We start from the raw sequence: 12867 nt of genomic DNA on the forward strand, positions 1-12867 counted from the left end.
TTAAAACCACTTTTTTCGTTTAAAATAAAACACCATTCCGATGGTAATTACAATCATGACCAACCACGTCCAATAGTAACCGTTTTGGGTTTGGAGTTCGGGAATGTTCTTGAAATTCATTCCATAAACGCCTACAATAAAGGTTAAAGGCATGAAAATCACGGAGAAAACTGTAAGCGTTTTCATAATTTGATTCATTCGCTGGTTTTGAGTGGAATAAAACAAGTTAGAAGCACTTTCAAGTGTGTTGATGTCGTATTCAGCTTGCTCTAAAAGCTCTAAACTTTTTTGATGCAAACGGGTGAAGAACGTCACATTTGCCTTGCTGATGCCGTTAAAGTCATCGTCATCTTGAATGCTTTTTAATGAAAATAAAGCGTCTCTGAGTGGTAGTATGGAACGTTTTAAATAATTTAAATTTTCTCGTTGCTTTTCAATTAGTTCGAGAAGATGTGTGGCATCATCTACTTTCACATCAATTAACAATTGCTCAATACGGCTTTCATAATTTTCGATAGTGATAAAAAAGTTTTCGATAATTCCATCTAATAATAAAAAGAGCAAGTAATCCGCCCCTTTTTTGCGTACAATTCCTTCGTTGTTTCTGAGTCGCTCACGAATAAACGTAAAATAGTCACTCTTGATTTCCTGAAAAGAAACCAGAACATTGTCCTTGAGCAAAAAACTGATTTGTTCTACTTTAATGTTTTCAGTGTCTTCTTGCAAAATCGATTTCACGCTAAAAAACAGAAAATCATCCAGTTCCTCAATTCGAGTTCTTGCCGAAACATTGAGCACATCGCTGATAATGTAGCGGTCAATATTTAAAATTTCTTTGATTTTTAAAATTTTATTGACATCATGCAAGCCATGAACATTCAACCATACCACAGCTGTTTTGGGCAATTCGCTTAATTTTTTTTGAAGATCTGCAACTGAAATTGCGTTGTGTTCTTGTAATTTTTCAGCGTCATAAATAAACAGTTGCATCGCTACCGGCTCGCTGTTGTGAATGCCTGTATATTCAAAAATATTGCTTTTTGATTTCCTACTTTTCTTGTATTTTACTTTTCTCAAAATGAAATTGCGTTTGTAAAGGTGTTGTTGCTTTCAAATTTCGGCAATTACTTTAATAAATACGAAAAAGGCATCTATAATTTTTGAAATACTTTTAACGAATGTTCAATTGAATCATTTTCAAATTTGAAATAAATTTACGACATGGAAAAAACATTTTCAGCAGTAGAACTCGACCGTATTATTGAAATGGCCTGGGAAGACCGAACGCCTTTTGAAGCGATTACGTTCCAATTTGGTGTTTCAGAAAGAGAAGTTATTACTTTGATGCGTTCTGAAATGAAATTGTCCAGTTTTAAAATGTGGCGCAAACGTGTTCAAGGCCGAGCCACCAAACACGCAAAACTTCGCGTTAACGGCATTGAACGATTTAAATGTGCAATGCAACGGCAAATTACCCATAATAAAATTTCAAAGCGATAATAATTTCTACCTAAAAAATAGGTCGTTCTAAAATTCCCTTTTATTTTTACAAAAAATAGAACTTATGCGAATTTTATTGACCCACATACACGAACTACTTCAAGTGCGTGAAACTATTATAAACAAAGTTTCAGGTGCAGAAATGGCAGATTTACCGTTGCTAAACAATGCTTACTTACTCATAGAAAATGATTTAATAGCTGATTTTGGACCAATGTCAGAAATGCCTGAACTAAGTTTTGACCAAAAAATAAATTGTAAAGGTCGTGTTGTTTTACCCACTTGGTGCGACAGTCACACCCATATTGTTTATGCCGGAAGTCGCGAACAAGAATTTGTAGACCGCATCAACGGACTCTCTTATGAAGAAATTGCCAATCGTGGCGGCGGAATTTTAAATTCAGCAAAAAACCTAAATGCAACTTCTGAAGACGAAATTTACGAACAATCTCGAAAACGTTTGGAAGAAGTGATTTCGCAAGGAACAGGTGCGGTTGAAATTAAATCAGGTTATGGACTTTCTGTTGAAGGTGAATTGAAAATGCTTCGCGTCATTAAAAAGTTGAAAGAGAATTATTCACTTCCAATTAAAGCTACATTTTTGGGAGCACACGCCTTCCCTACTGAATTTAAAGAAAATCATCAAGGTTATATTGACGTAATTATTAATGAAATGTTGCCTAAAATTGCAGCAGAAAGCTTAGCAGATTACATCGATGCTTTTTTAGAAACCGGTTATTTCTCGGTTGAAGAAACCCAACAAATTATGGAAGCTGGGAAAAAATACGGATTGCGTGCTAAAATTCATGTGAATCAATTTACCGCCATTAACGGTATTAAAGCGTGTGTTGATTATGATGCTCTCTCTGTAGATCATCTCGAAGTTGTAACCGATGAAGATATTAAAGTCTTAAAAAACGCGAATACAATGCCTGTTGCATTACCAAGTTGTTCTTTTTTCATCAGCATTCCTTACACGCCAGCTCGAAAAATGATGGATGCCGGACTGCCACTTGCTTTAGCAACTGATTTCAATCCCGGCACAACGCCATCCGGAAACATGAATCTAGTAGTAGCGACCGCTTGTATTAAAATGAAAATGACACCCGAAGAGGCCATAAATGCTGCAACGATAAATGGTGCTTATGCCATGGGAGTTTCTCAAACGCATGGAAGTATTACGATTGGTAAAAAAGCCAATTTAATTATAACAAAACCCATTTCGTCTTTTTATCAAATTCCGTACGCTTTTGGTAGTAATTTAATTGAAGATGTGCTTATTGATGGGGAAATTGTGAGACGGTTTTAATCTTGATTATACTTTATTGTTTTTTAAATTAAACCGCATTACAAAATCACAATTCCTATATATTGAAATTAATGATTATATTGGGCTTATTTTAGAAGAAACAACACAAATTAAAAATTTCAAAAACAAATAAATAATGAAACAATTTTTTACAATGATTGCGGTACTGCTTTTCTCATTAGTTGCAAGTGCTCAGGAAGTTAGTTTAGAAGGAAAATGGAGCGAGACAAAATTTTCATACATTGATACGCTAAATACAGGAAGGTATTTAGTTGCGAAAGATTTTGCAGCGTATGCCAAAGGCGAAAAGAAATTACCCGCACAATATTTTGAGTTAAAAGAAGTCGTGCCAAAAGACGATAAGAAAAGAATATTGACCATTACAAAAAAGGATGATTTTTATTTGGCAAAAGACCAGTATAATTTTAACCAAAAAATCACCTACAATCCCACAACAGAAAATTATTTAACAATCATGAACGGCAATCCATTAGTTCTTAAAATAGACCCTGTAACTAAAAGATTGTCTATAATTGAACCGATATCGAATATCACGTACTTTGAGTTTAAAAAAATGTAATAATTTATTGTTTCAAAAAATTAAGGCATAAAAAAAGAGCGTTTGTGAGTAATTACAAACGCTCTTTTTCTGGATAAATTAACCCATTTACCTTAGGGAGAAACTTGTTTTTGAGACCAACTCTGATTGGTTAGAAATGTTTGAGAAGTAGCATCTTTATTCAACAATAAATTAAATAATTAGTTGTTATTAATTTAGTTATATTAAAAATTAATCAATTATAAACGAACAAAATAAAAATCATGAAACAATCTATTCTATTTGTTGGAGCATTAGTTATTTCACTTTCAGCGACAGCTCAAAAAGACAATTTTTCGGGAAAATGGAGTGAAAAAAGATACACGTTTGTTGATACTACCGATGTAGGAAGAGATTTAATAAGTGCAAATTATGATGATTACAGTTCTGGAAGAAAAGTGTTAGACCGCAAGTTTATTGCTATTCAAGAAGGATTTAATGAAAACATTCTATTAAAAATTACAAAAGAAAAAGAACAATATTGGGCAATGGATGAGTTAGGTTTGAAATATGAAATACATTTTGACTCTGCTATCAAAAAGTATTATATAACCTTTAAGCAAACACTTTTAGAACTAAAGTACGACGTGAAAACTAAAAATTTATATCTTATAGATCCCAAGGAAAAAAATACATTCTACGAATTCAAAAGGACTTTATAATTTAATTATTCTTTGCCGTAAACAAAAAGAGCGTTTGTGATTTACACAAACGCTCTTTTTTTAAATAAATTAACCCAATTATCTTAGGGAGAAACTTGTTTTTGAGACCAACTCTGATTGGTCATAAATATTTACAAAGTATGCTCCTTTTTCGAAATCCTTTCCTTTTCCGTCTAAAAATTCGCAAACATCGACTGCTTTATTGTCATACGCTACGATTGTTGTGAAGCTGTACGTCAAAGACATTTCTCCAAAATTCTGAATTTTCTTCTCACCCAAAACATTATTCTTGCTATCTATAATTTGAACATAATAGGTTTTATCACCTGATTTTGCAATTTCATTTGCCGCAATGGCAAAACAAACTTTCAATTGATCCGCACGACTCGCTTTATCCGTGTCAATCTGCTTACCAGAATTCCGAACTTTAATCGCTTTCGTTCGCAAATTCATAATACTTAATTTTGAGGCTTTTTCTACAGTTTTTGCAAGGTTTTCATTTTGCACCACTAAAGTATCGTTAAAACGTTTTTGCTGTCCTAAAACAACAACCGTACTATCTCTTTCCGTAGTTAAAGATTGGTTTTTCTGCTTCAACATGTCGTTTTCAGCCAACAATGTTTTCATCTTTTTCTCCAATTGATTGAACTGATCGCGGTATTTCCGCATGGATACGGCATCTCCTTTTGACTTTTTTAAATCGGCAATAAGATTTATTACTTTTTCACGTTCGGCTTCTAAATCGTCAGATAAGGTCGTATTATCTTGCAAGGCCGCATCGTAACTGGCTTTCAAATCTTCTAATTCAGTTATAAATTTGGCTTTTTCACTTTTTTCATTTGTCAACTCGGTCTGCATCGTTTTAGAATCCGTGGTCATCTTGAAGATATAGGCCAAACTTCCGGCTAGTAATAGTGCAAGTACAACAACAATTGCTTTTAAACTTGAATTATTTCTTTCGTTTTCCATTGTAAATTGAAATCTTTAGTTAAATAAGAGGTTTTTGATTGTTCAAAGAAACAAAAATAATTTATTATTGAGCAATCGTTTCCAAATTAACGTAAGTTTATAGAATATTAGTATTTTTGAAAGCAAAAAAGTGTACCAATGGAAAACTTGATTCCCTTTACCCCTTCTGATTTAGCAAAAATTACCAATCACAGAAGTGGTGAAATAAAGTTTGGAGAAAAAATGTTGACCGTTCCTAAAAATGCGAGTGCTACTGCTTTTCTGGAAGAATGTGAAGCTAAATATGTGTTATTTGGTGTTGCAGAAGATATTGGAGTTCGTGCCAATTTAGGTCGTCCAGGAACCCATTCGGCTTGGGAAAGCACTTTACGTAGTATTGCCAATATCCAGCACAATCGCTTTTGCAAAGGAAGTCGGATATTGATTTTGGGGCAACTTGATGTCGTTCAAGAAATGACAAAAGCAGCCGAATTGGATTATCATATACTAGAAGACCGACTGCAAATGAGTAAATTAGTCGAGCGAATCGATAAGGATTTAACCCATATTATTTGCACAATTGTCAAATCCGGAAAAATTCCTATAATAATTGGCGGTGGTCACAATAACGCTTACGGCAATATCAAAGGTACGGCTTTAGCTAAAGGAAAAGCGATAAACGCCATTAATTTTGACGCTCATTCTGATTTTAGAATACTTGAAGGAAGACACAGCGGAAACGGTTTTTCGTATGCATATGAGGAAGGTTTTCTGAAAAAATACTTTATTTTCGGACTACATGAAAGTTATACTTCCAAAAGTGTTTTAGATTTAATCAAAAAAACAGACCAACGCGTAAAATACAACACGTACGATTCTATAAAAATCAGTCAAACAAAGTCGTTTGAACAAGAAATGATTTCTGCAATGAATCATGTCAAAACAGATTTTTTTGGACTTGAAATAGATTTAGACTCTTTGCCCAATGTAGCAAGTAGTGCCATGACGATGAGCGGTTTTTCTGTTGAAGAACTGCGTCATTTCATTCACTATTTTGGCAAAAGCCCCAATGTAGCTTATCTTCATATTTGTGAAGGTGCCCCTGATTTAGCAGATACAAAAAACAGCCACTTGATTGGAAAATTGATTGCCTACTTAGTGACTGATTTCATTAAAGCGAATTATACTGAAGGCTAGTTCTACTCTTTTTTGCGGCTGAAATTGAAATTAAACGAAGGAATTTTATAGTCTTTTGGCAAATAACTTTCTGGAATGGTCGACTGATTTCCGTCTCTTGCTGCACGATAGTGAGGTGATAAAATTTCAATTCCCGCTTCATTACAACAGTCTTGAATATTAGAATGCAAATCAGAATAAATTTTAGCTTGTTTATTCGCGTCTTTCGTATAAGCGTTTATTTGATAGGCAACATAAAAATCTTCCAAACTAGTTTGTAAAACAAAAGGGTTAGGGTCCTTTAATAGCAATTCTGTCCGGTTTGCAGCTTCAAGTAAAGCATCATGTATTTTTTGCCAAGGAACATCATACCCGATAGTTACCGTTGTGTGAAGTATCAAGCCTTTACCGGCAGTCTCGCTAGTATAATTGATAGTATGACTACTCATTACCGTTGCGTTTGGAATAGAAATTATTTCATTATGAGCTGTTTTAACTCTTGTAACCAACAGCGATTTTTCAATAACATCGCCAAAAATATCACCAATTTTAACACGGTCGCCAATTTTAAATAATCGCATGTAGGTTAAAACCAAACCTGCAATAATATTTGCAAGCGAACCTGCCGAACCGAATGTAAATAAAAATCCCAAAAATACCGATACACCTTTAAAAATATCAGAATCACTTCCTGGTAAGTAAGGAAATATTACTACAATCATAAATGCATAAATCAAAACCCGAATAATTTGAAAGGTTGGATTTGCCCAATCTGGATAAAAACCGGGAAACTTTAAGTTCTCATTTGCAATTTCATCTTTCAAAAATTGTATTCCTTTCATTACGTACCTAAAGAATACAATAATGACAATTATGGTGATTAGGTTGGGTAAATAGTTCCAAATTCCAGAAGCGATATTTTTTAATGGGTTTAAAATATACCCAAATAATACTTCAGCAAAATTCTTTGTCCAGGGAAAGATTCCGAAAAGTATTGGTAAGGCAATATAAATTAAAAGCAAAACAAAAAACCATTTAACCACTTTATTGACCAGTAACAGGGCATTCACTTGTCTTTTAGCGTCAAATAGCGTGTAGTTTTTTAACTTTATCCCTTTGATGGCTTTTTCCTCATTAAATTCAATTTTTGAAGCAATCCATTTGAATAATTTTGTAGTAAAATAAATAAGTGTTGAGAAAAGCAACAACACCAATAAAGCTAAACCAATTTCTTTTAAAATAGTGGTCAAACTCGTAGCTTCTCTATGCTCTTGCACATTCTGAATAATACGCAAGCGGTAATTTTCTGCTAAAACATCAGCTGAAGTATCGTTCCAAATGGCGTCATTCTCGGATATACTTAAAACAATAGTCTCTTCGTAAACTACATCAGTTGTTGTTTCGGCACTTATAATTTTTAAATCACTTGGATTGAAATTAAAATTACTTTGTAATTTTACAATTCGATTAGAAACTGCCTCAGCACGTTCTTGTGCAGAAAAACTTCCTAATCGACTGTAAATAATAAAAAGGGTATCTTTAAAAGTCCCTAAAACAGGAAATCCTTTTGCAGAACCTTTCAGTAATTTTATTTCTTCTTTTTTTGTAGCAATCCTAAGTCGTTCCGCGTCCTTTAACTCATCCAACTGTTTTAATAAATCATTTTTCTTTAAATTATCAGTAGTTTTCAGGCTGAGTAATTCATACTCTAACTGTGATTTCTTTATAGAATCTAACTTTAATTGGTTGGCACTAGCAAGTTGCTGGACCTGATATTCTTTTAAAATTGCACCATTAAGTGAGTCGCTTTTTCGAATACTATCCTTTTGTGCTTGAACAGCTAAAGTGCTGATTAGTAATAAAAATAATGAGAATCGTAAATGTAGTTTCATAGAATAATTTTGCGTATAAATTGTTCTTTTTGTAAACACAGAACTAAATCAAATATACAAAAATACCTGCCACTTTAACAAAAATTATAGAAACTTGAAATATTCTTGCAAAATGATTACCTCTTTTTGTGCACTATATTTTAAGTCCAATAAATTATGATAATTAATGTTTTCTTGAAAATAAATCCTAAAAAATTTCTTTAATTTGTAGAAACAACGACAACTCATGCAATTTAATCCAGACGAACTTCATCAAAAAGAAGTTTATAAATTATTAACAGGACTCATTATACCCCGTCCCATCGCTTGGGTATCTACTATTAATGAGGATGGCATACCAAACTTAGCTCCATTTTCGTACTTTAATGCTGTGGGTGATGATCCGCCACATGTCATGATTTCTATTTCTAGAGGTGGTCATCTCAACAAAGATACTTTGAATAATATTTTAAATAATAAGGAATTTGTAGTCAATCTCGTTACAGAAGATTTGTCGGAAAAAATGAATTCAACGGCTCATCCGTTGCAACCACATGAAAGTGAATTTGAATTCGCCAATGTTTTAGCTGGGATTTCAACCAAAGTAAAACCACCTTTAGTTGCCGAAAGTCCTGTTTCCATGGAATGTGTTTTGGTGCATCATTATAGTTTAGAACAACACCAAAACGGTGGTTCGACGATAATTATAGGTCGCGTGGTACAATTTCACGTGCAAGAAGGAATTTTGGACGAAAAATTTCATGTCAACATTGATAAGTACCAACCTATTTCTCGTTTAGCTGGAGCCAATTATGCCAAACTGGGCGAACTATTTACCATCAAAAGACCAACCTAATGACTATACATTCTGTTTTAGAAGCAAATCAAAAACCAAAATCAATTGCCGTAATTGGTGGTGGCCCTGGCGGTTTATATTTCGCTATTCTAACCAAAAAAGTGCTACCACAGTGCCAAATTGACGTTTATGAACGAAATAAGGCCGATGACAGCTTTGGTTTTGGAGTTGTTTTTTCTGACGAAACTTTGAGCGAGTTCTTGACTAGAGACCCAAAATCTTATGATTTAATTCGCAAGCATTTTGCGTATTGGGACGATTTGGACGTGGCACGAGACGGCAAAATCGTTCGAATTTCTGGAAATGGTTTTTGTGGCTGTTCCCGAAAAACCTTACTTCAATTGTTGCAGCAACGCTGTTTGGAAGAAGGTGTAAATTTACATTTTGAACATCCAATTGAAGATGTAATGACTTTAAAAGCCGATTATATTGTGGCTTGTGATGGAATTAATAGCGGAATTCGAACGCAATTTGAAGAAGAATTTGGAACAAAAACCGAATTAAAGAAAAATAAATTTGTGTGGATGGGTTCGACAAAACCGCTGGACGCCTTTACTTATTTTTTCAGAACAACCGAATTTGGTCCAATCGTAGCTCATTCCTATCAATACCAAGAAGGCATGAGTACTTGGATTTTTGAATGTTCAGAAGAAACGTGGCAAAAAGCTGGTTTTGAAACAACCAATGAAGAGGATACTATTGCCAAAATTAGTTCGATTTTCAAGCAAGAATTAGACGGCCATGGATTGATTTCTAATCATTCCTATTGGCGTCAATTTCCAGCGGTTACAAATGATAAATGGCATCATAATAATATTGTTTTGTTAGGAGATGCAAAGGCAACTGCTCATTATTCCATAGGTTCTGGAACAAAATTAGCGATGGAATGTGCCATTTCACTTTCGGATGCAATTGTACAATTTGGAACTAATACAGACGCCGCTTTCGCTGAATATGAAAAATTACGCAGAAATAGGGTTGAAATGATTCAATATGCTGCAAATGTTTCGCTGGATTGGTTTGAAAACATGGAACGTTACATCGATTTTGATTTCGATCAGTTTGCTTTTGGTGTAATGACACGTTCTAAAAAAGTAACTTTTGAAAATTTAGCAATTCGAGATGCTTCATTCCCGGAAAAAGTGCTGACTGAATTTAATACTAAAATTAAAAATCAAAATTTAAAAACACCTGCCGCTTTTACACCTTTTTATATCAAAAACTTAAAGTTGGAAAACCGAATTGTCATGGCTCCAATGGGGCAGTACCAAGCTGAAAATGGGTTGCCCAATAATTGGCATTTCAGTCATTATACCCAAAGAGCTTTAGGTGGCTTGGGACTGATTATTACTGAAATGACTTCTGTAAGCGAATCAGGACGTATCACTTTAGGTTGCACCGGTATTTATAATGAAAGTCAAGCACTTGATTGGAAAAAAATAAATAATTTTATTCATCAAAATTCCACTTGTAAAGTAGCAGTTCAATTGGGGCATTCAGGCAGAAAAGGAAGTATAAAAAAACCTTGGGAGAGTGAAAAATTAGCAAATTTACATCAATGGGAATTAATTTCGGCCTCTCCTATTCCATTTGCAGAAGGTGGAATTGTTCCCAAAGAAATGACAGTTTCCGATATGGATTTAATTGTTTCTCAATTTGAAAATGCCGCTCAAAATGCCGAAAAAGCAAATTTCGATATGATAGAATTGCAAGCCCATCACGGGTTTTTATTGGCCTCATTTTTATCGCCATTAACGAATAAAAGAACAGATGAGTTTGGTGGAAGTATTTCTAACCGATTGAAATTTCCTTTACGGGTTTTCAATGCCATTCAAAATGTTTTTCCATCAGAAAAACCAATTTCTGTTCGCATTTCCGCAACTGATTGGGCTGAAAACGGAATTTCACAAGAAGAAGTTTTGGCTATTGCCGAGGCATTCAAATTGGCTGGAGCCGATATTATCAATGTTTCAACGGGAAATACCGTTTCTAATCAGCAACCCCAAATGGGAAGAATGTGGCAAACACCATTTTCAGATTTGATTCGAAATACAATTCATATTCCTACAATTACAGCTGGTTCCATTACAGATATCGACCAAATTAACACCATTATTTTGAACGGTCGAGCTGATTTAGTAGCGCTAGGAAAGCCTTTATTACTCAGTCCTTATTTTGTAAGAAACGCACAAGCTTATGAAAGTTATGAACCCACCGACATTCCAAACTCCTATAAAATGGGTGTTCAAACCTTATTTGCAGATAAAAAATCGGAACGAAAGATGGTCGAAGGAATGAAGAAAGCATTAAAACCAAAAAGTCATAAATAAAATTCGGATTTCATGAAAAAGTACAGCGACAATTTTGCCGAAAGGCACATGCCACATCCCGATTTGCAGCCTGATTACATTTGGAATCATCCTGATTTTGATTTTTCGGACATCAGTAATTGTGTCGATAAATTACTGGACATTCATATTCGAGAAGGTCGAGGAAATACAGTCGCTATCCAAACCCATGATTCCAGATGGACTTTTCAAGATTTATATGAAAAGTCCAACCAAATAGCTCACGTTTTACTAAATGATTTGGCTTTTCAATCTGGAAATCGTGTACTGATTCGTTCTGCTAATAATCCAATGTTTGTTGCCATTTGGTTTGCGGTTTTAAAAGCAGGTGGAATCGTTGTTTCCACCATGCCTTTACTTCGAGAAAAGGAATTGACAACCATGATTGATAGTGCTGAAATTTCGCATACGTTTTGTGAAATCAGTTTGTGTGAAGATTTGAAAAGTGTGCAATCTGCATTTTTAAAATCAACAACGAGCTTTAGTGCTGATGCAGCAACGCCTTCAGAATTAGGGGATTTCATGGCAAATAAGCCTATCGAGTTTCAAAATTTTGACGCAGGTCCAGACAATATTGCTTTAATAGGATTCACTTCGGGAACAACGGGAAAACCTAAAATGACGGCTCATTATCACAAAGATATTTTATTAATCTGTGAAGCATTTCCAAAATATTCTTTACAGCCAACGCCTGATGATATTTTTACAGGAAGTCCTCCTTTAGGATTTACTTTCGGCTTGGGTGGCTTGGTTTTGTTTCCATTTTATTACGGAGCATCCACTTTTTTGATTGAAAAACCTTCACCTGAAATATTATTGAAAGCCATTCAGGATTATAAAATTACTATTTGCTTTACAGCACCAACTGCTTGGCGAATTATCAGTACGAAAGTCAACGAATACGATGTTAGTTCTTTACGAAAATGCATTTCGGCTGGAGAAACATTGCCTTTAAAAGTTTGGGAAGACTGGTATGATTTGACAGGGTTAAAAATCATTGATGGTATTGGTAGTACAGAAATTCTGCATATCTTTATCTCTTCGAATGAGCAAAATATGCGAAAAGGAGCTACGGGTTTACCTATTCGCGGCTACGAAGCTAAAATTGTTGATTTGGAGGGAAATGAAGTTGCTGAAGATGAACCTGGCCGACTTGCAGTTCGAGGAATTACAGGTTGTAAATACTTGAATTCAGAAGAAAAGCAAAAGGAATATGTAGAAAACAAATGGAATATAACAGGGGATGTCTTCCGAAAAGATAAAGAGGGGTATTACTGGTTCGTTGCACGAGGCGACGATATGATTATCTCATCTGGGTACAATATTGCTGCAATAGAAGTTGAAAGTGTTTTACTAATTCACAATGCCATTTTAGAGTGTGCTGTAGTTGGTGTACCAAATGAAGAAAGAGGTATGTTGGTTTGCGCTTATTTAGTATTAAAACAAGGTTTTGAACCTTCCGATGCACTTTCCTTAGAAATCCAAAATTGGTTCAAACAAATTGCAGCACCTTATAAATATCCACGTGTTATCCATTTTGTTGCTCAACTACCTAAAACAGAAACAGGTAAAATTCAGCGCTTCAAATTGAAAAGTTAA

General features: G+C 34.5%; 11 protein-coding genes. 8 read left to right on the forward strand and 3 right to left on the reverse strand.

Annotated features, from left to right (window positions below):
• Positions 1 to 1077, reverse strand: a complete 1077-nt coding sequence (corA, locus tag ACQ5J2_RS12665) for a magnesium/cobalt transporter CorA (protein ID WP_432670831.1) — start codon at positions 1075 to 1077, stop codon at positions 1 to 3.
• A gap of 144 nt (positions 1078 to 1221) precedes the next feature.
• Here corA and ACQ5J2_RS12670 point away from each other — a divergent pair, with 144 nt between their 5' ends.
• The 4 genes from ACQ5J2_RS12670 (at position 1222) to ACQ5J2_RS12685 (ending at position 4069) form a co-directional block, all read left to right on the forward strand.
• A complete protein-coding gene (locus ACQ5J2_RS12670; RefSeq protein WP_432670832.1) occupies positions 1222 to 1500 on the forward strand; it encodes a TIGR03643 family protein in 279 nt (92 codons plus the stop codon).
• A gap of 64 nt (positions 1501 to 1564) precedes the next feature.
• On the forward strand, positions 1565 to 2809 hold the full coding sequence (gene hutI, locus ACQ5J2_RS12675) for an imidazolonepropionase (RefSeq protein WP_432670833.1): 1245 nt from the start codon (positions 1565 to 1567) through the stop codon (positions 2807 to 2809).
• Positions 2810 to 2945: 136 nt separating this feature from the next.
• The gene (locus tag ACQ5J2_RS12680; protein WP_432670834.1) at positions 2946 to 3389 is read left to right on the forward strand and encodes a hypothetical protein; all 444 of its coding nucleotides are present in this window, start codon (positions 2946 to 2948) and stop codon (positions 3387 to 3389) included.
• A gap of 242 nt (positions 3390 to 3631) precedes the next feature.
• The gene (locus ACQ5J2_RS12685) at positions 3632 to 4069 is read left to right on the forward strand and encodes a hypothetical protein (protein WP_432670835.1); all 438 of its coding nucleotides are present in this window, start codon (positions 3632 to 3634) and stop codon (positions 4067 to 4069) included.
• Positions 4070 to 4147: 78 nt separating this feature from the next.
• On the opposite strand, the gene ACQ5J2_RS12690 is transcribed toward ACQ5J2_RS12685, so the two are convergent.
• Entirely contained in the window at positions 4148 to 5038 is an 891-nt protein-coding gene (locus ACQ5J2_RS12690) for a hypothetical protein (RefSeq protein ID WP_432670836.1), read from the reverse strand.
• 138 nt (positions 5039 to 5176) lie between these two features.
• On the opposite strand from ACQ5J2_RS12690, the gene ACQ5J2_RS12695 reads away from it, so the two are divergent.
• Positions 5177 to 6214 carry a formimidoylglutamase gene (locus tag ACQ5J2_RS12695; protein WP_432670837.1) on the forward strand — a complete coding sequence of 346 codons (1038 nt, stop codon included), beginning with the start codon at positions 5177 to 5179 and terminating at the stop codon, positions 6212 to 6214.
• A 2-nt stretch (positions 6215 to 6216) separates the two neighbouring features.
• Here ACQ5J2_RS12695 and ACQ5J2_RS12700 read toward each other — a convergent pair whose 3' ends face one another.
• A complete protein-coding gene (locus ACQ5J2_RS12700; RefSeq protein ID WP_432670838.1) occupies positions 6217 to 8085 on the reverse strand; it encodes a mechanosensitive ion channel family protein in 1869 nt (622 codons plus the stop codon).
• A gap of 226 nt (positions 8086 to 8311) precedes the next feature.
• Between ACQ5J2_RS12700 and ACQ5J2_RS12705 the strand changes: the two genes are divergently transcribed.
• The 3 genes from ACQ5J2_RS12705 to ACQ5J2_RS12715 are packed head-to-tail and all read left to right on the forward strand — an operon-like array spanning position 8312 to position 12867.
• Positions 8312 to 8920 (forward strand): flavin reductase family protein, encoded by a 609-nt coding sequence (locus tag ACQ5J2_RS12705; protein WP_432670839.1) that lies wholly within the window; start codon positions 8312 to 8314, stop codon positions 8918 to 8920.
• Complete coding sequence (locus ACQ5J2_RS12710; RefSeq protein ID WP_432670840.1) at positions 8920 to 11250, forward strand: FAD-dependent monooxygenase; 2331 nt, start codon at positions 8920 to 8922, stop codon at positions 11248 to 11250. Before ACQ5J2_RS12705 ends, ACQ5J2_RS12710 begins: the two co-directional genes overlap by 1 nt.
• Positions 11251 to 11262: 12 nt before the next feature.
• Positions 11263 to 12867 carry an AMP-binding protein gene (locus ACQ5J2_RS12715; protein WP_432670841.1) on the forward strand — a complete coding sequence of 535 codons (1605 nt, stop codon included), beginning with the start codon at positions 11263 to 11265 and terminating at the stop codon, positions 12865 to 12867.

The sequence above is a fragment of the Flavobacterium sp. SM2513 genome (assembly GCF_050908145.1).
Classification (GTDB): Bacteria; Bacteroidota; Bacteroidia; order Flavobacteriales; family Flavobacteriaceae; genus Flavobacterium.